This is a genomic window from Streptomyces sp. F001, from assembly GCF_004187715.1.
GTDB lineage: Bacteria > Actinomycetota > Actinomycetes > Streptomycetales > Streptomycetaceae > Streptomyces > Streptomyces flavusporus.
Window position 1 is genome coordinate 553,967 of sequence record NZ_QZWF01000002.1, and the last position, 18,800, is coordinate 572,766.

An 18,800-nucleotide genomic window follows, 5' to 3' on the forward strand; every position below is an offset into this window, starting at 1 on the left:
ACATGAACGGCCGCGTACTCCACGTCGTCGGCACCCGACCGAACTTCGTCAAGGCCGCACCCGTTGTCGCCGCGCTGCGCGCGGCGGGCTGCGACCAGGTCCTCGTGCACACCGGTCAGCACTACGACGAACGGATGTCGGACATCTTCTTCCGGCAACTCGGCCTGCCCGAGCCGGACACCGACCTCGGCGTCGGCTCCGGCAGCCACGCGGGGCAGACGGCCGATCTGCTCATCGCCCTGGAGGGTGAGCTGTCCGCGCGGGATCCCGCCCTCGTGATCGTGTACGGAGACGTCAACTCGACGCTCGCCGCCGCCCTCGTCGCCGCCAAGCTGGGGATGCCCGTCGCCCATGTGGAGGCCGGCCTGCGCAGCTTCGACATGACCATGCCGGAGGAGATCAACCGGCGTCTGGTCGACCAGCTGGCCGAGCTTTTGTTCGTCACCAGCCCCGAGGCGGTCGGCCATCTCGCCCGGGAGGGCGTCGACCCCGGGCGCGTCCATCTCGTCGGCAATCCCATGATCGACACTCTGCTCACCCATCTGGGCCACTTCGACCCGGCCGCCGCCCGTGCCGCGTACGCGCTGCCCGAGACCTACGGCGTGGTCACGCTGCACCGCCCCGCCAACGTCGACGACCCCGAGGCGGCCAAGGCGGCCGCCCGCGCCCTGACCGAGGCGGCCCGGCTCGTCGACCTCGCCGTGCCACTGCACCCGCGCGGCCGGGCGGCACTCGGCGCCGCGGGCCTCGACGGCGCACCCGGCGTCCACATCCTCGAACCGCTCGGCTACGTCGAGTTCATGAGCCTCGTACGAGGAGCCACCGCCGTGATCACCGACTCGGGCGGCGTACAGGAGGAGACCACCGTCCTGGGCGTGCCGTGCCTGACCCTGCGCACCACGACGGAGCGCCCGGTCACGGTGACCCACGGCACCAACCGGCTCGTCGGGCACCGCGAGCTGGTGCCCGCCCTGCGCAAGGTGCTGGACGGCGGGCAGCCGGCACCCGAAGAGGGCCCCCCGCTCTGGGACGGACGGGCGGGCGCCAGGATCGCCGCCGTCGTCACCCGCTGGCTGGACCACCATGTCTGAACGCACGCACGCCTACTGGGACACCCGCCACCGCGACCACGACGACCTCGCATCCGGCGGGCACATCGGCCTGGACCGGGCGGGCAACGAGATCTTCTACGCGTTGCGGCTCGGCACCCTGCTCCCCCTGATCGGTGACCTGGCCGACGAGTCGGCCCCGCTGTTCGTGCTCGACGCGGGCTGCGGCAAGGGACACTTCGCCCGCGCCCTGGCCCGGTGCGGCCACCGCGTCGACGCCTTCGACGCCAGTGAGGAGGCCGTCGCACACGCCCGCGCCGAGGGCGGCGGTCCGCGCTACGCCGTCGCCACCCTGGACGAGTGGCGCAGCCCCTGGCCGTACGACGTCGTGCTCTGCATCGACGTCCTCTTCCACGTCCTCGACGACCAGGACTGGGCGGCCGGACTGCGCAACCTCGCCTCCCTGGTCCGGATCACCGGACGGCTGATCCTCACCGACGAGGACATCCGGACACGCAGACCCCGCGGTGACTACATCCTGCACCGCCCGACCGCCGAATACGCCGACGAGCTCCAACGCCTCGGCCTGCGGCACACCCGGTTCACCCCGTACGGCTTCCGCGAGAACGAGGTCGGCTTCCACGTCTTCACAAGGACCCGCTGATGCGCCTGACCGATCTGCTCCACCCCCACCTCGACGGCGTCACCACCGTCATGGACGCGACCGACGGCGGGCTCAACCTGGAGCCCTACCTCCACCTCCCCGACGGTGTCGCCCTGCGCCACGGCGAACAGGCCGTGGGCGAAGGGGAGTTGGTCCTTCTGTCCTACGGCCCCGACCCCGCGCTGCACGGCACCGAGGCCGACTGCCTCGCCGTACTGCAACGCATGCGCCCCGGGGCCCGCGGCCTGATCGTCCTCGGCCACCGAGGGCCCGAACTGCCCTACCACCGGCTCCTCGACGCCCTGGTGACCCACCACTGCCAGGTGCTGCGCGCCGCACCGCTGGACTACGTGCACCTGCACGCGGGCGCGGTGTTCGCCCGCACCGACGAACTGCTGCCACCCCACGACTGGTTCGGCCGTCCCGTCCCGTCGGAAGGCTTCGCCACCGCGCTGCGGATCGCCGACGAGTACATCCTCGCCGACCTGGTCTCACGGTCACTGCGGGCCCGGGTGCTGGACCTGGAACGCACCCTCGAGGAGGCGGAAGACGCCCGGGGTCCCGCCCACCAGGACGGGCTCGCCGAGCGCCTCGCCGCCGCCGTACGGGAGAAGGAGCAGCTGGCGGCCACGCTGCGCGGCAGCCGGGAACGCATCGGCGTCCTCGAGGCGCGCGTGGCCATGCTCGAGGGCTCGACCTCGCTGCGGGTGGGCAGGGCGCTGGTGTCCGCGGCGCGGTCGCCCCGACGCGGGGCGGCACGGCTGCCACGGGAGCTGTACGGGCTGTGGCGGGGGCGAGCCCGCACACGTTCCGCGCCCCCGCACACCGCACCGCAGGCGGCCGCGCGGGAGGCGGCACCGGACGGGAGGCTCCACCTCGCCCACCGCGCCTTCGCCTCCACACCCCGCGACCGGTTGGTGATCGCCGGAGTGCTCACCGACTCCACCGCCGCGGACTTCGCGGCGGACGCCGTGGTCAACCGGGCACTGCCGCACGACGGGCGGCTGATCGTGCAGCGCACCGACCCGGACGCCCTGGTCGTCCAGCTCAGCGCCTGCACGGGCGACGGGCCCTGGTCGCTCACGGGCACCGGACTCGCCCCCGACCTGGACCGGAAACTGGCCGAACTGCTCACCGAGGCAAGGGCGGCCGGCCGCTCCTGCGTACTGTGGCGGGACGGCCCGGCATCGGCGGCCTCCGGGCTCACGCGGCTCGCCTGGGACGCCGTCCTCGACACCGACACCGGTGTGCGGCTCGCGAGCCTTGACCCGGTAGCGGACGGCAGACAGCGACTGCGCGAGGTGTTCCGGACGGACAGCACCCGAGTGCGCCTGTCGGAGCTGGCGCGACGGGTCGGCGCCCCCGCAGATCCGCTGGCCGAACGCCGCATCTGTGTGCTGGCCGCCCCACAGGACCGGGCCGACGTCGCCCGGCTCGCCGCCCAGGTGCTCGGCCAGGTGCACCGGCCGGCCGAGGTCGTCGTACCCGATCCCACCGGACTCGACGAACTCACCGCCGCCGGCGTGACCGTACGCACCGGCGAGCCCCTCGCGCCGTGGGTGGCCGACTGGACGGACCCGGCCGAGGACCGCCCCGACACCCTGCTGCTCGACCTGATGTGCGCCCAGGAGTACTCCGGCGCCGACGCCGTGGGCAGCACACTCGCCGCCGACGACTACACCTTCGTACCCGAACTGCGCCCGCTGCTGGTGCGCCGGTCGCTGCTGACGTCCGGTGTGCCGCCCGAGCTGTGGGCGCGTCAGGGGCACCGTCTGTTCGCCTGGTGCGGGAAGGAGCCGACATGAGCCGGACGCTGAACGCGATCGTCTACGGCGACGTCGACCTCAATCTCATCGACGGCTCCGCGGTCTGGGCCCAGTCGACGGTGCAGGCACTGTCGCGGGCGGGCTGCCGGGCCAGGCTCGTCCTCAAGGCGCCCGTGCGCACCGAGCGGTTGATCGACCCGCTGGCCGGGCTGCCCGGGGTCACCGTGGTCCGCCCGTACGAGGAACGGCTGCTGCCCGGGCAGGCCGACCGGCCGCTGTCCCCCGTGCAGGCATCGCAGGTACTCGCCGGTCTCGACGAGAGCGAGCCCTGCGACCTGCTGGTGCTGCGCGGCCGCAGACTGGTCGCGCGCGTGGTCGCGGACGGCCGTTTCGAGGGACGGATCTGGGCCTACCTCACCGACATCCCGCAGTCGGCCGCCGAGATGACCGAGGAGACCCGCGCGGAGCTCGCCCGCATCGCCGACGCCTCCCAGCGACTGCTCTGCCAGACCGAGGAGTTGCGCTGCCTCCTGGAGACCTGGGTGCCCGAGGCCTGCGGCAAGTGCGTGCTCAGCCCGCCCGCCGTGCCCGAGCCCGGCTTCCCGGTGCCGGAGCACGAGCGCCCGCACGACCCCTTCCGGCTCGTCTACACCGGCAAGTTCGCACCCCTGTGGAACACCCTGCCCATGACACGTCTGCCGTCCCTGCTCGCCGAACGGGGCGTACGGTCGGAGCTGCACACCGTCGGGGACAAGATCCACGACGACCGTGCCCACCCCGACTTCCGGACCGCCATGACCCGGGCGCTGGACGGCACGCCGGGCGTCGAGCACCACGGAGGGCAACCCCGCGAGGAGGCCATGCGTATCGCCGCCGACTGCGACCTCGGCCTCGGCTGGCGCGAGCCGGTCCTCGATGCGAGCCTCGAACTGTCCACCAAGGTCCTGGAGTTCGGTGCCCTCGGACTGCCCGTCGTCCTCAACCGCACGCCCGCCCACGAGGCGCTGCTCGGCGCCGACTACCCGCTCTACGTGCCCGGGCGCGCCGGACTCGACGACGCCGTCGAGGTGATCGTCCGTGCCGTGCGCGAGCCGGAGGTCAGGCGTCTTGCCGCCGACCGCTGCCGGGACGTGGCCGCGCGGTACACGCTCCAGGCCGCCGCTGACCGCTGGCGCACCCAGCTCGACCAGGCCTTCCCCGCGGCGCCGCCCGCGGTGGCCGCCCGGCCGCGGCCGCTGCGGCTCGGCGTCGCGGGCCACGACCTGAAGTTCCTCACCCGGCTCCTCGACCATTTCCGCGCGCTGCCCGGCCTCGACGTACGTATCGACGCCTGGCCGGCGCTCGCCCGCCACGATCCGGCCGCGAGCCGGGAACTCGCCGACTGGGCCGATGTGGTGGTCGTCGAGTGGTGCGGTCCGGCCGCCGTCTGGTACAGCCGCCACAAGCGGCAGGGCAGCCGGCTCATCGTCCGGCTGCACCGCTTCGAACTCGACGCCGCCTGGCCGCGGCAGGTCGACATCGACGCGGTCGACAAGGTGATCTGCGTCAGCTCCTACTACGCCCGCCGCACCCTGGAGCACACGGGCTGGCCGGAGTCGAAGGTCACGGTCGTCCCGAACTGGGTGGACACCGACCAGCTCGACCGCCCCAAGGCGCCCGGCGCCCGCTTCCGACTGGGCATGATCGGCATCGCGCCCCGCCGCAAACGCCTCGACCTCGGCCTCGACGTCCTCGAGGCGCTGCGCGCCCGGGACCGCCGCTGGCATCTCTCGGTCAAGTCCAAGCCGCCCTGGGAGTACTGGTGGATCTGGAACAAGCCCGAGGAACGCGCCCACTACGACGCCGTACTGCGCCGCATGCAGACCTCGCCGCTGCTCGACGGGGCGGTGGTCTTCGACGAGTTCGGGGCGGACGTGGCGAGCTGGCTGAGACGCGTCGGAAATGTGCTGTCCACCAGCGACGACGAGAGCTTCCACCTCGCCCCGGCCGAGGGCATGGCCTCCGCCGCCGTCCCCGCCCTGCTGCCGTGGCCGGGGGCGGACGAGATCTACGACCGGCGGTGGATCCACCAGGACCCGGAGGCGATGGCGAACGCCCTCGCCGCGCTGGGGGAGGACGGCTGGCGGGACGCCGGGCAGCTGGCCCGTACACAGGTGCGGGAGGAGTTCTCACTGGAGCGGGTCGCCCGGGACTGGACGGAACTGCTGGTGTCCCGCTGACGGCAGCCGCAGTTGCCGCGGCCCCGTACGCGACCGCGTGAGCCAGGCCGGCCTCACCGGGGTTTTGTGACCCGGAACGCGAACTGGCCGCAGAAAGTGAGCTTGCGCAGGTTCACCAGGGCCGTCCGCCGCCTGGTGCGCACCGCCCAACCGTCGATCTCGGCGTTGAGCGGGGACTCCTCGTTCCAGTACCGCCCGTACTCCGCCTTCCGCTCGCCGTGGTAGGTCCGCATGATCAGCGTCACCCCGTCCAGGGAGGGCCGGATCTCCTCCAGGGCGAGCCCGGACTCCTCGAGCAGCACCCGGAATCCGTACGGCGTGTAGTTCCACAGGCTGAAGGAGTGGTACGGCTCGAACTGCGACGTGCTGCCGATGAACAGCCCGCCCGGCCGCAGCACCCGGCCGACCTCCGCCAGCAGGTCCCGCGGGTGCGAGACGTGCTCGAAGACCTGGTGCGAGTAGATCAGCGGCACGCTGTCCGAGGAGAACGGCAGGTGGACGCCGTCGAAGTGGACCACCGGGTCGCCGCCGGGCCGACGCTGCGAGGCTTCCGGAGAGTCGCGGATGTCGACTCCCACCCACCGCACCTTCGGATCGTGTCTCCTGAACAGTGCGGCAGACGTGCCCCGCCCGCACCCCAGATCGACCACCTGGTCCGGCGCGCCCGGCGAGCTCATGACCTCGTCGAGGTAGTAGCGCGAAGTGACCTGGCGGGCGTGGTCGTCGGGGATGCAGTCGTGCATGAGGTCCCACAGGGTCGCCATGCCCAGAGGCTAGGGACGTGCCGCACCCGCGGACCAGGATCCGGCCGGTGGTTCGCGGCAACCGCCACCCGTAAGGCGTGACGGCCATGCTGCCGCCGCCTGGCAAGCAGCCGGTCTGCGGCGGATCGCCCGGCGTCAGGCGGCGGCCGGGTCGTCGACCTCGGCGGGGATGCGTTGCCTTTCGTAGCGGAGGGCCGCACCCGTCGCGACGGCACCGAGGCCCTCCCACAGGCCCACGCCCAGGAAGGCGGTCGGCGCTCGGTCGCTGATCACAGCGAGGGTGAAGACCGTGCAGGTGAGCAGGCGGAAGGGGACAGTCCAGCGGAAGAATGCCGTCCAGTCGGAGAGCGAGGCCAGCACGTAGTACACGCCCATGTTGAGCGCCGCCATGGAGGAGGCGGTGAGAAAGGCCGGAGTGTGGTCCGCCTCCGCGCGCGTACCCGCTACGGGTGTAAGGCCCATGAGGGTGAGCAGGGCATCCGGGGCGATCAGCCCCACCGCGCCCATGGCGGCGGCGAGAACACCGAAGACGGCTATGGTCCAGCCGGGGAGGGAGCGGGGAAGAAGGTGCACGAAGTCCTCCGTGTGCCAAGGGAAGTTGACGCCTGAAGCACCCTTGCATACCCACATCGTCCTTCAACCGTGGTCGGGTCGGTCAGGCCCTCGGCCACCGAACCACGGCACACTGAAGACATGAACGCAGACGACCGGAGCCTGCTGGCCCGGGCACGCGTGGCGACCAGACTTCCCGCCCAGAACCTGGACCGGGCTCGCCGGTTCTACGCCCAGCGGCTCGGCCTCGAGCCCGTCGACGAACGGCCCGGTGGACTGCTGTACCGGTGCGGCGGCGTGGACTTCGTGGTGTTCCAGTCGACGGGTGCCTCTCCCGGAACCTTCACCCAGATGGCATGGGAGGTCGACGACATCGACACCCTCGTGTCGGAGCTCGAACGGCGCGGCGTGGTGTTCGAAGAGGTCGACGTACCCGGGTTGCGCACGAGGGACGGGATCGCCGAGGTCGAAGGCAACTATCCGAGCAAGGGCGCACGTGGCGAACGGGCAGCCTGGTTCCGGGACAGCGAGGGGAACCTGCTGGGAATCGGTGAGCCGGTCGTCTGACAGGACCGCCGACCAGCCTCTCCGGCACCCGCCACGCTGATTTGTTACGCAGACATGGAGCGCCGGCGAAGCTGTCATTGCAGCGGTGGCAAACCCGACGCCCGCTCGTTGACCGCTTTTGACGTACGGCCGGCTTCGTCGGCATGCGGACCTGGCCCGGCTCTTCGCGTCGCTGGATCACCTCAGCGGGGGACGCGCCGGATGGAACATCGTCACCACCGGAGCGCCGCAGGCCACTGCGGCCGACCACACCTCCACGGTCCTGACCTGGTGCGACGCCACGGCCGAGACCATCGCGGTGGCCGGAGCACCAACCCAGGTCACCAACAGCCGCACCTGGGGCATCGCCTGGCTCACGGCGGGCTACCGGGGCGGCTGCCGGTCCGTCTCGGTGCCCCGCCGTTCGGCCGCGGTCATCAGCACCACCGACACGGCGTGCCTGCGGAATGGCCGGACATCGCTCTGGCCCCCCGATGCCTGGATGCGTACGCTGCGAGCGCTCCCGGCATGCACAGGTTGTCCACAGTTTCTCCTTGGAGGGAATTGACATGTGCATGTCTGCAAACTGCATGGTCGCCACCCCCCCGCACGGAAGTACCAGAAGGGAGAACCATGGCTGCTGGGCTGCTCCTGAGCAGTGCGATCGCCGCTCTGTTCGCCACCGCGGTACCCGCACAGGACCCGTCGTCCGGGTTCGTCGACCCGCCCCCGGACCGGATCGTCATCAAGATCGCCACGGTGAATGGCTCCGGCTGCCCGCAGGGCACCGCCGCCGTCGCCGTCTCCGCGGACAACACGGCCTTCACGGTGACATACAGCGAATACCTCGCTCAGGTCGGCGGCAATGCCGACCCCACGGCGTTCCGCAAGAACTGCCAGCTCAACCTGGTCGTGCATGTGCCGCAGGGCTTCACGTACGCCATCGCCAGCGCCGATTACCGGGGCTTCGCCTCGCTCCAGCCCGGTGCCAGTGGCGTTCAGCGGGCCTCGTACTACTTCCAGGGCTCCTCGGACACGGTCTTCAAGAACCACCCCTTCAGCGGCCCCTACAGCGACAACTGGCAGGCCACCGACACCACCGACTGGGCCCAGCTGGTCTGGGCGCCGTGCGGTGTGCAGCGCAACTTCAACATCAACACCGAGCTGCGGGTCAGCGCCGGCACCTCCGACCCCGCCAGGAGCAGCTTCATGACGATGGACTCGACCGACGGGGACATCAGCACCGTGTATCACCTGGCGTGGAAGGAGTGCCCCAACTCCTGATGCCGCCTCCCCGGTGGGCGGCAAGCGCCGCCCACCGGGGCTCGATCCCAGGCCCCCCGACTGCCTGCCTCACCCGATCGGCGGCATCACCGCGCGCTGCGGGCACGCCCGCACTAGCGTGGATCCCGGACGCGCCGCAGAACTTCGAGCGGCGGGCCATGCGTTGGTGGTCCAAGGCAAGACGTCCCGCTCCCCGCGGGAAGATGCAGGTGCAAGGCCTGCCCAACGCTCGACTGACGACCCCGGCTCCTGCATCTGTGCAAGGGCCGGGGCTGTTTCGGCGGTCGGGGGAGGGGCCGCGGCCCTGATGTGCGAAGCGTGTGCCGGGGACCGGACGGATCAGGCCCGCCCATGCGCTTCCTGCGAGCGTCGTGACAGGGCGTCGAAGACGACCGCGGCAAAGAGCACTCCGCCCGTGATCATGAACTGGACGGCAGTGTGGATGTCCGTGATCGCCATGCCCGAGGCGATCGACTGGATGACCAGCATGCCAAGCACCGCGGACCAGGTCGTGCCGCGTCCTCCGAACAGGCTGGTGCCACCGATGACGGCGGCTGCGATGGCATTGAGCAGCAGGACACTCGAACCTGAGCTCTGGCTCACCGAGGTGATGCGGGAGGCCAGGAACAAGCCGCCGATCGCGGCCATGGTGCCCGAGACCGCGAGCACGGCCGTCTGCACCCGCATCACCCTGAGGCTGGCGCGGCGGGCCGCCTCGACGCCGCCGCCGAGTGCGTAGACCTGCCGCCCGTAGTGCGTGTGGCGGAGAACGATGTCGAGACCGGCCACCACCACGAGGAAGACCAGCAGGGCGAGCGGCAGACCCTGGAACTGGTTGAGCAGATACGCGGCGGCGAACGCGATCACAGCCATTGCTCCCGTGCGCACCGCGATTCCCCGCAGTGAACGGTGCGGCATACCGACGGCCTTGCGGCGGCGCATGTCCTGGTAGGGCACGAGGAAGACAAGGCCCGCGCCGACCGCCGCCGCCGCGTAGGCGGCGGCGTCGTTGGTGAAGTAGTAGCTGGTCAGCTTGGCGACGAGCCCGTTCTCGTCGAGGTTGACGGTGCCGCTGGTCCCGAGGATGTAGAGCATGAGGCCGTTCCAGGTGAGCAGCCCCGCGAGTGTGACGACGAAGGCCGGCACCCGGGTCCTGGCGAAGGAGAAGCCCTGGACGGTGCCCGCCGCGGTACCTGCCAGCACCGCGAGGATGAGGGCGAGCCATTCCGGCACACCGTTGTTCACGTTCAGAACGGCGAAGACAGCCGCCGCGAGGCCGCTGATCGAGCCGACCGACAGGTCGAGCTGACCGAGCAGCAGCACGAAGACGATACCGACCGCGATCAGACCCGTACCCACGATGTCCACGCTGAGATTGGACAGGTTCCGGGGCGAGAGGAAGTTCTGGTTGAGGGACTGGAAGACGATCCAGACTGCGGCAAGAACCAGGACGACGGGGAGCGAGCCCAGTTCACCGGCGCTCAGTTTGCGCCGGAGGACGGCCACCCAGCCCTCCACAGCACGGGCGACGGCCCGCCCGGCGTGCGGAGGCGGGGCCTCGGCGGTGGGTGCGGCGGGGGCGGCCCGCGTGTTGTCCGCCATGGTGCGCAGTCCTTTCACCACACCGCGTCCCGGGTGGCCGGCCGGCGGGGCACGTTCTCGGTGGCACCGGTGATGGAGGAGATGATCTGTTCCTGGGACGCGGTGTTCACGTCGAAGAAGCCGTTGTTGCGACCGAGCCGCAATACGGCTGCTCGGTCCGCGAGAGCTTTGACATCGCCCATGCTGTGGCTGATGAGCAGTACTCCCACGCCGCTGTCCCGCAGGTGGTCGACGAGGTCCAGCACCTCGGTGGTCTGCTCGAATCCCAGAGCTGCCGTGGGTTCGTCCAGGAGGAGAACGCGTGGGCCGCCGAGGAGTGAGCGAGCGATGGCGACCGTCTGGCGTTGGCCGCTGGACAGTGAGACGACGGGGGCGCGCAGATCGGGGACGTTCTTGGTCAGGCGTTCCAACAGACGCCTGGTGCGGCGCTCCATCTCCATCTCGTCGAGGAATCCGAACCTGCGGATCTCCCGTCCGAGGAACACATTGCCGACGACGTCGAGGTTCCCGCACAGCGCCAGGTCCTGGTAGACGGTGGCGATGCCGAGGTCCCGGGCGTCGTGGGGGCGCCTGATGTGGACCGTCCCGCCCTCCCACTTGATCACGCCCTTGTCCGCCGGGGCGACGCCGGAGATCACTTTGACCAGGGTGGACTTACCGGCCCCGTTGTCGCCGAGGAGAGCGACGACCTGGCCGGCGTGAATCTCCAGCTCGATGTCCGTGAGGACCTCGACGACACCGAAGCGCTTGCACACCCCGTGCAGTGCCAGCAAGGGGGGAGCCGGCACGGAAACCATCTCCTTCCGGAGCCCGGACCAGGTCGGAACCGGCGCGTCAGGTCAGCCCGGCCTTGTTGCAGGCGTCCGTGAGTTGGGGGGTGCAGATCTGCTGGACGGTGTACACGCCGTCCTTCACCACGGTGTCCTTGATGTTGTCGACGGTCACGGATACCGGCGTGAGCATGACGGCCGGAACCGTCTTCCCACTGCTCGTCCTCACTGTGTCCTTGGCAACTCGGTCCAGACTTTCACCGCGGGCCGCGGCCACGGCCATCGCTGCACCGGCGGAAGCCTGGGGAGCGAACGGCTTGTAGACGGTCATGTACTGATCGCCGCTGACGATATGCCGCAACGCTCCGAGCTCGGCGTCCTGCCCGGTGACGGGCGGCAGCGGGGTGACCTTGTTGCTTTTGAGGGCGGAGATGCTGCCGGCGGCGAGGCTGTCGTTGGCGGCATAGACCCCGTCGATGTTCTCGGCGCCGAGGGCGGAGATGGCGCCGGACATGTTCGTGTTCGCTGCCTCCGTCCTCCACTGGTGTGTGTCGTACGCCTTGCCGATCCTCACCCTCTCGTCGAGCACGGACAGTGCGCCCTGCTTGAACGAGATCGCGTTGGGGTCGCTGGAATCGCCGTTCATCATGACGATCTGGCCGCCGTCCGCCCTGTCGCCCATGGCTGTCAGCAGTGCCGTGCCCTGGAGCCTGCCGACCTCCTCACCGTCGAAGGTGACGTAGCCCGAGATCGGGCCCTCCACAAGGCGGTCGTAGGCGATCACCGCGATGTTCGCGTCGTCGGCCTTCCTGACCGCCGAGCCCAGCGAGGTGGCATCGACAGCCACGAGCAACATCGCGTCCACGCCCTCGGTGATCATGGCGTCCACCTGTTGCTGCTGAGTGGCCACATCGTTCTTGGCGTTGGCGGACTCGACCGTGCAGTCGCCGCACAACTCCTTGATCTTCATCTCTATCAAGGGCCTGTCGTGCATCTCCCAGCGGGCAGTGGCGGCGTCCGGCAGCAGCACACCGATCGTCGGCGCGTTCGCGTCGCCGTCACCGGCGCCCGGCCCGCATGCCGCAAGAGCAAGGGCCGCCGAGACGGCGGTCAGGGCGATGGCCGCGTCCCGTGTCCAGGCCTTCATGTGAGAGACCTCCAACGGGTTCCCGGTGCCGCGCCATGCCGCGCGCGTAGGACGTCGACGCGTGTGCATCGCGGCGTCAAGGCTTCGTCCGCAACTCGGCCGGGCCGCACGGTGAAGGGCCCGACGGGACAGGCCTCGCCGGGTCGGAGCGCCACGTCGGCGCGGAACGGCCCGGGCGGTCGCAAAGCGACGTCGGCCACCCCGGCGGGGTGGGGCCTCGGCCCGACCGGCCCGGCACCGGCGGCTACCTCTTCGAGCATGACGACATCGGCCTCCTCGTCATGCCACGCGTACGTGGGACGCACCGCGTGGAAGTGGCGAGACGGCCACGTCGTCAGTGTGACACCGGCCGCGGTGATCTGCGAACGCAGGGAAACGGCCGTCGATACTCGGCGCAGGCCGCCCCGGACACCCGGCTGTACTGCCGGGCTGGGACCGGTGACCCGGGCGGCCAGGCCTGCGACGATGGCAGTCAAGACAACATGTCCGGTTGATCCGCATATGTGATTCTGGAGCGTGACTGCCCCGAGCTTGTCGGCATCTGCGGCACGGACGGGAGGTAGGTGGCGGACATGCCTCATGACGGCTCTGCCCGGGTCGGCGCCACTGAGCTGCGGGCATCCGGGACCGGCGCCGCGGGCACAGGTTCTCCGCCTCCGGAGCCGGCGGCCGCCATGAGCGATCGGGCCCTGACGTTCGCCGCAGCGGGGCTGGCAGCGGTCTATGTGCCCGGTACCGGGAGCGAAGAGCTGCGGTTGGTGGAAACGGCCGGATGCGCCCCTTCCCGTTACCGGCTGCCGGAGTCTTTGCCCCTGTCCGGTGACTCACCTGCGGCGCACGCCTTCCGAACCGACCGGCCTGTGTGGCTGAACTCCGCCGAACTCGCCTCCTGCTCCGAAGGCGGGCCGACACCGCGGCCGTCGGAGGCGTCGCTCGGCGCGCTGCCGCTCCGGACGGGGAGCACGCGGCTGGGCTGCCTCGTCGTCCTGGGGAGTTCCGCGGGCGGCTTCGATGCCGAGCAACGGCGATTCCTGGAGCGCTACGCCGACGCCGTCGTCGGCGTGCTCCAGGCCGGGACCGACCGCGCCACGCCGTCGTCGCTGCTCAGTCCCGCCCTGCGGAGTCTGCGCGTCGGCTCCTTCGTCCTGGTGCCGGACACGGGCCTGATCGAGGCGGACGAGACCCTGCTGGAGCTGGTCGGCATCGCGCCGGACGACTTCGACGGCAAGGCGGAGACCCTGCTCGCGCATGCCCTCCCGGAGGACATGCACGCGCTGATGTCGGTCCTGGAGCCGTCCACCCAGCCGTCCGTTCGGCGGGAGCTGGAGTTCCGGGTCCGCTGCTCCACGGGTGAAATCCGCTGGCTGAGCCTGAGCAGCCGGGTGGTGGCGAGCACGGACGACCGGCCGGAGCAGGTGCTGGGCGTGGTGACGGCGACCTCGGTCCAGCGTCGGGGCGACGACGACGTGTCCAGGATCCAGTGGCTGACTGCCGCACTCGACGATGCGGCAACAGTTCGTGACGTCAGCGGAGTGATGGTCACCGCGCTGCGTGAGCCGCTGGGTGCCGACCGGGTGGCGCTCGCCGACTTGCAGGACGACCGGCTCATGGTCACCGTGCTCGACCCGCCGCAGCCCGCCGCCTGGCCGGAGATGTGGCGTCCCCAGTGGCGTTCGGAGTGGCCCGACGCACCGGTCAGCGCGCTGCCCACCCTTCAGTTGGCCCTGCGGGACGGACGCGTGGATCTGTGGCCCGCCGGGACAGCCTTCGAACCCGGACTCGCAGGGATCGGCACCGGAGGTCTGGCCGTCCTGCCGCTCCCGGCCAAGGGCCGGGTCGCAGGCGTGTGTCTGGTCGGCTGGGACCGGCCGCACGAGTTCCTCCCCGAGGAGCGGTCCCTGCTGACCGCCACCGCGGCGCTCGTCGGGCAGGCCCTCAAGCGTGCGCACGAGCACGACGCCGAGCAGGAACTCGCGACGATGCTGCAGCGCAGTCTGCTGCCCCGGCGCCTCCCCCAGCTGCCCGGGGGGACGGCCGTGGCCCGCTATCTGCCCGCCAGGCGGGGGCTGCAGGTGGGCGGTGACTGGTACGACGTCATCGACCTCTCCGGGGAACGCGTGGCGCTGGTCATCGGTGACGTGCAAGGTCACAGCGCCGGAGCCGCGACGATCATGGGCCAGATGCGTACCGCGGTCCGGGCCTACGCGGTGGAGGGCCACCCGCCCGACGTGGTCGTCTCCCATGCCAACCGCCTGCTCGTCGGCATGGAGACCGACCTGTTCGCCACCTGCTGCTATGCCGAACTGGACATGGAGGAAGGCAACGTCCTGTTCGTCCGGGCCGGGCACCTCTCACCGCTGATACGCCATCCCGACGGCCGTAGCGAGGAGGTGCACGTCGAGGGCGGGCCGCCGCTGGGCATCATCGCGGAGGCGGAGTACCCCATGACCGCCTGCGCACTGGCCCCCGGCACGGTGCTCGCCCTGGTCACCGACGGCCTGGTCGAGGCCGCTGACCTGCCCCTGGACGAGGGTCTGGAGCGGACGCGCACCGCGCTCGGTGCGGCCGATCCTGCGGATCCGGGGAGGATGGCCGACGAACTGCTCGGCGACATCGGCCGTCGTGAGGACGACGTGGCGCTGTTGCTGCTGCGCTACGACGGCATGAAGACTCGGCCGATACGGGCCGGCTGGGCGGTGTGGCGGCTGCCCGACGCGGTGATGCACGCCCGCCGTTTCACCGCGCGCACACTGCGTCGGTGGAAGGTCGGCGAAGGAGCCGATGTGGTCCTGCTGGTCGTGTCCGAACTGGTCACCAACGCCCTGGTGCACACCGCCGGTCCGGTCCACCTCGACCTGATGCTCCGCGGGGACCGGGTGCGCGTCAGCGTGAGCGATGCCTCGCCCCGTGCGCCCGCCAAGCCGGTGATCGTGGACTGGGAGTCGACCGGCGGCCGAGGCCTGCTTCTCGTCGAGGCGATGTCGGAGTCCTTCGGCTCGGTGCCGGTGGCCGGCGGCAAGCAGGTGTGGAGCGAGATCGTTGTGCCCCGGCACGAGCCGGCTCCCTCGGACTCCGGCCTCCCGACGGAACGAGGAGGTCTGCCATGAGCACCCGTGTGGGGCGTGCCGTCGCGGCGCTCGTCGCGGGACTCATGACGATGTCCCTGGCCGCCTGCGGAGGACAGGGCGAGGCGGGCACGGACAGTTTCAGTGTCGGCCTGCTGCTCCCGAGCCGAGCGGTCCCCCGCTGGGAGCACGCCGACAAGCCGCTGATCGAGCAGCGGCTGAAGCAGCTGTGTCCCCGCTGCACCATGGAGTACGCCAACGCCGAGAACGACGCGACACGGCAGCGGCAACAGATGATGTCCATGATCACCAAGGGGGTCAGGGTCATGATCCTCGATGCCGCCGACACCAGGGCGCTCCGCTCGTCGATCCAGGAGGCGCACGAGGCGGGCGTCCAGGTCATCGCCTATGACCGGCTCGCCGAGGGCCCGATCTCGGGCTATGTCAGTTTCGACGGCGGGCAGGTCGGCAGGCTCCAGGGCGAGGCGCTTCTGACGGCCATGGGCGGCAGGGCGGACGGCGGGAGCGTCGTCATGATGAACGGTGATCCGACCAGCCCCAATGCGGAGTGGTTCAGGCGGGGCGCGCTGTCCGTACTCAAGGACATGGTCAAGATCGGCAGGTCGTACGACACGGTGGACTGGAGCACGGACATCGCTCACGCCAACATGGCCGCAGCCGTCGCCGCTCTGGGCCCGGACCGCATCGGCGGCGTCCTGGCGGCCAACGACACGATAGCCGCGGGCGTCATCTCCGCGCTCAAGAAGGCCGGTGTCAAGGACCTTCCGCCCGTCACCGGTCAGGACGCCGACCTCGCCGCCGTGCAACGCATCGTCAAGGGCGAGCAGTACATGACGGTGTACAAACCCTTCAGGGCGGAAGCCGCAGCCGCCGCCGCCATGGCCGTCGCCCTGGGGCGCGGCGAGGGACTCCGGGAAGTCGCCACGACGACGACCGACAGCCCCACCATGAAGCACATCCCGTCCGTCCTGCTCTCTCCGCGCGCCGTGACGGTCGGGAACATCAAGCAGACACTCGTCGAGGACGGCGTGTACACCATCGACCAGATCTGCACCCGGGAGATCCGGCCCGCCTGTGAGCGGGCCGGGCTCGTTCCGTAGGAAGACCCACTGATCACGCCGGTCGTGGGGTTCTCCCGCCCTTCTTTTCCTTCCCGCCCCCGCCGTCCGGGAGCGTCGGCCGGCGGCGGCCGGCGGCGATCTCCGTCACCAGGTCGGCGAGCTGCGCACAGGCCCGCTCGATCTCCTTGTGGGCCTGGTTGCGCTCGCTGACCGCGGCCCCGAGCAGCAGCGCGGTCAGTGAGGCAGAACCGTTGAACGCCTGCAGGGTGATCATGTTGGTGAGCAGGTCGTGATCGGCGAACGGGCCCGATCCTCGGGCAGCGGCGATGATCGCAAAGGTCGACACGGCCAGTGCACACGGCGCGGCCCCGGCCAGCTGGAAGCGGAAGGCCGCCCAGATCAGCAACGGGAAGCCTAGGAAGAGCAGCGGCACGCTGCTGATCTCCAGGAAGCCGACGCAGACAGCGGCCACCACAAGCAGCAATCCCTCCACCCAACGGGACGGCCGCACGTTCTTCGGCCAGTGTGCCGAGCGGAGAACAAGCAGGACCGGCGCGACCACCAGGACACCCATCGCGTCGCCGGTCCACCAGACCGACCATGTCGGCCAGAACTCGTCGGCGCTCAGCACACCGGCGAGGAACAGGGTCCCGCTGCCTGTCGTCGCGCTGATGAGCATCCCGGTGAACGCACCGAGAAAGATCAGTGCCAGCGCGTCCCGCAAACGGTCCATTTCGATCCGGAACCCCGTACGGCGGAGCAGTATGTACGAGCCGACGGGCGCGAGAGTATTGCCCGCCACGATCGCGAGCACGGCCGGGATCGACGGCCCGAGCGAGATGTTGACCAGGAACGCGCCGAGTGCGATGCCGGGCCAGATCCGCGGGCCGCGGAGGAGCAGGCCCGCCAGGGCGACGCCGGTCGGCGGCCACAGAGGGGTGACCTGGCCGCGCACCAGCTGCTGGAACAGCCCCAGTTTGGCCGAGCCGTAATACAAACCGGCAACGACGCAGATCTCCAGGGCAGTCACGCCACCGCGCCGGAGCTGTTCATGCCGCGCGACAGTCATGGGGCGACCTCCGCATCACCACCACCGAAGTCCATCATCCTCCGGATCCTCCGGCTCCTCCACGGCACCGTTGAGCCATGGGGTGGGGAACTGCTGGGATGGGAGTGAGCAGGAGTGTGTTCTGGTGTGGATGAGTGAGCGCTGACGCTCCTGACCGGGGGCTGGGTGCTGCTCTTGCGGGAGGAGAAGGGGAGTTCGTCTGTCGAATGGGTGACCTTTCCGGGTGACGCTCGTTGGGGGGACCGGGTCTTGGCGGGCTGGATGGGGATGGGGGTGTGGGGGTGGGCGGGCTGCGGGAGCTTGCGGCGTCGTTTGTCGCGCCCGGGCCCTCCGGCGTCGCGATCCGTACCCGGCTCAAGCAGCTCGCGCCTGTCGACGAGGAGGTGCTGCGGCGGGTGGGCGCGCACCTGGGAACGCTGGCCTCCCGGGATCTGAAGGCACGCTGCAGGGATGGTCTGGGGCACGACGCTGAGGCGTGGGCGGTGCGCAAGCGGGAGTTGACGCCCGCCTCGGCCTCGCGGTGGGCGGGAGCGATCACCAAGGCCAGCCATGACCAGTGAGCTCTGGCACGCCGTTGCCGGCTCGCCCGCATCCAGTCCTCACCAGGCTGCTGCACTGGGCCAAGGCCTGCGGTGTCACAGCGATCGCCGTCGAAGACCTCGACTTCACCGCGGAGAAGACCCGCGAGAAGCACGGCCGCCGAAAACGGTTCAGGCAGCTCATCTCCGGCATGCCCACCGGCCGCCTCCGTGCCCGCCTGACCTCCATGGCCGACCACAGCGGCATCGCCGTCATCGCGGTCGACCCCGCCTGCACCAGCCGCTGGGGCGCCGAGCACTGGCACAAGCCCCTCACCGGCAACATCCGTAGAACCACTCGCCACGACGCTGCTGCCGTGGCGATCGGACGACGCGCCCAAGGGCACCCGATCCGGCTGGGGGTACCTCCCAGGCCCTTGAGGCACTGGGGGAGGACGACACCGTCCCGTGCACACCAGAGCGATGTGCACAGGCATCGGACCGTCCAGGCCGACCGGCGTGCCCTGGGGCAGGAGGGACCCCGCCCCCGCATTCCCGGACCACGGACACGATCCGTGTCGCCGGACGCGGAGCGAACGCGGGCGACCAGGACATCCAACACCGTTCGGGATGCCCCGCAGTGACCAGGCATGGGTCCAAGACCCACTCCTGCTCACTGATCAGGAACGGTCGGCAGACTCGG

The 18,800-nt window shown here is 70.5% G+C and carries 14 protein-coding genes and 1 pseudogene; 9 read left to right on the forward strand and 6 right to left on the reverse strand.

All coding sequences use genetic code 11. From position 1 onward, the window contains the following. The first annotated feature begins 2 nt into the window (after positions 1-2). Genes wecB through StrepF001_RS10205 form a run of 4 tightly spaced genes read left to right on the forward strand, consistent with a single transcriptional unit; the run spans position 3 to position 5,698 of the window. Positions 3-1,091 carry a UDP-N-acetylglucosamine 2-epimerase (non-hydrolyzing) gene (gene wecB / locus StrepF001_RS10190; protein WP_129797973.1) on the forward strand — a complete coding sequence of 363 codons (1,089 nt, stop codon included), beginning with the start codon at positions 3-5 and terminating at the stop codon, positions 1,089-1,091. Continuing rightward, positions 1,084-1,713 (forward strand): class I SAM-dependent methyltransferase, encoded by a 630-nt coding sequence (locus StrepF001_RS10195; protein ID WP_129797974.1) that lies wholly within the window; start codon positions 1,084-1,086, stop codon positions 1,711-1,713. Before wecB ends, StrepF001_RS10195 begins: the two co-directional genes overlap by 8 nt. Next, complete coding sequence (locus StrepF001_RS10200) at positions 1,713-3,518, forward strand: hypothetical protein (protein ID WP_129797975.1); 1,806 nt, start codon at positions 1,713-1,715, stop codon at positions 3,516-3,518. Before StrepF001_RS10195 ends, StrepF001_RS10200 begins: the two co-directional genes overlap by 1 nt. Then, positions 3,515-5,698, forward strand: coding sequence for a glycosyltransferase (locus tag StrepF001_RS10205; RefSeq protein WP_129797976.1), 2,184 nt, complete (start codon positions 3,515-3,517; stop codon positions 5,696-5,698). The genes StrepF001_RS10200 and StrepF001_RS10205 overlap by 4 nt, the downstream gene beginning before the upstream one ends. 53 nt (positions 5,699-5,751) lie before the next feature. On the opposite strand, the gene StrepF001_RS10210 is transcribed toward StrepF001_RS10205, so the two are convergent. Together StrepF001_RS10210 and StrepF001_RS10215 are read right to left on the reverse strand one after the other, a co-directional pair. After that, the gene (locus StrepF001_RS10210) at positions 5,752-6,462 is read right to left on the reverse strand and encodes a class I SAM-dependent methyltransferase (RefSeq protein ID WP_129797977.1); all 711 of its coding nucleotides are present in this window, start codon (positions 6,460-6,462) and stop codon (positions 5,752-5,754) included. Between the two features lie 135 nt (positions 6,463-6,597). Further along, positions 6,598-7,035, reverse strand: coding sequence for a hypothetical protein (locus StrepF001_RS10215; RefSeq protein WP_129797978.1), 438 nt, complete (start codon positions 7,033-7,035; stop codon positions 6,598-6,600). 120 nt (positions 7,036-7,155) lie between these two features. On the opposite strand from StrepF001_RS10215, the gene StrepF001_RS10220 reads away from it, so the two are divergent. Beyond that, the gene (locus StrepF001_RS10220; RefSeq protein ID WP_129797979.1) at positions 7,156-7,581 is read left to right on the forward strand and encodes a VOC family protein; all 426 of its coding nucleotides are present in this window, start codon (positions 7,156-7,158) and stop codon (positions 7,579-7,581) included. Positions 7,582-8,193: 612 nt separating this feature from the next. Next, the gene (locus tag StrepF001_RS10230; protein WP_129797980.1) at positions 8,194-8,844 is read left to right on the forward strand and encodes a DUF4360 domain-containing protein; all 651 of its coding nucleotides are present in this window, start codon (positions 8,194-8,196) and stop codon (positions 8,842-8,844) included. Positions 8,845-9,183: 339 nt separating this feature from the next. Here StrepF001_RS10230 and StrepF001_RS10235 read toward each other — a convergent pair whose 3' ends face one another. Genes StrepF001_RS10235 through StrepF001_RS10245 form a run of 3 tightly spaced genes read right to left on the reverse strand, consistent with a single transcriptional unit; the run spans position 9,184 to position 12,363 of the window. Next, positions 9,184-10,446: a sugar ABC transporter permease gene (locus StrepF001_RS10235; protein WP_129797981.1), complete on the reverse strand. Its 1,263-nt coding sequence runs from the start codon at positions 10,444-10,446 to the stop codon at positions 9,184-9,186. A gap of 14 nt (positions 10,447-10,460) precedes the next feature. After that, a complete protein-coding gene (locus tag StrepF001_RS10240; protein WP_129797982.1) occupies positions 10,461-11,243 on the reverse strand; it encodes an ATP-binding cassette domain-containing protein in 783 nt (260 codons plus the stop codon). Positions 11,244-11,280: 37 nt separating this feature from the next. Then, positions 11,281-12,363 (reverse strand): substrate-binding domain-containing protein, encoded by a 1,083-nt coding sequence (locus tag StrepF001_RS10245; protein WP_129797983.1) that lies wholly within the window; start codon positions 12,361-12,363, stop codon positions 11,281-11,283. 674 nt (positions 12,364-13,037) lie between these two features. On the opposite strand from StrepF001_RS10245, the gene StrepF001_RS10250 reads away from it, so the two are divergent. Both StrepF001_RS10250 and StrepF001_RS10255 read left to right on the forward strand, forming a co-directional pair. Next, on the forward strand, positions 13,038-15,470 hold the full coding sequence (locus StrepF001_RS10250; protein WP_346656913.1) for a SpoIIE family protein phosphatase: 2,433 nt from the start codon (positions 13,038-13,040) through the stop codon (positions 15,468-15,470). Then, positions 15,467-16,549 (forward strand): substrate-binding domain-containing protein, encoded by a 1,083-nt coding sequence (locus tag StrepF001_RS10255; protein ID WP_129797985.1) that lies wholly within the window; start codon positions 15,467-15,469, stop codon positions 16,547-16,549. Before StrepF001_RS10250 ends, StrepF001_RS10255 begins: the two co-directional genes overlap by 4 nt. Before the next feature lie 13 nt (positions 16,550-16,562). Here StrepF001_RS10255 and StrepF001_RS10260 read toward each other — a convergent pair whose 3' ends face one another. Then, a complete protein-coding gene (locus StrepF001_RS10260; protein ID WP_129797986.1) occupies positions 16,563-17,579 on the reverse strand; it encodes an MASE1 domain-containing protein in 1,017 nt (338 codons plus the stop codon). A gap of 281 nt (positions 17,580-17,860) precedes the next feature. On the opposite strand from StrepF001_RS10260, the pseudogene StrepF001_RS10265 reads away from it, so the two are divergent. Next, a pseudogene (locus StrepF001_RS10265) lies at positions 17,861-18,778 on the forward strand (hypothetical protein); the annotation flags it as partial. Positions 18,779-18,800: the final 22 nt, after the last annotated feature.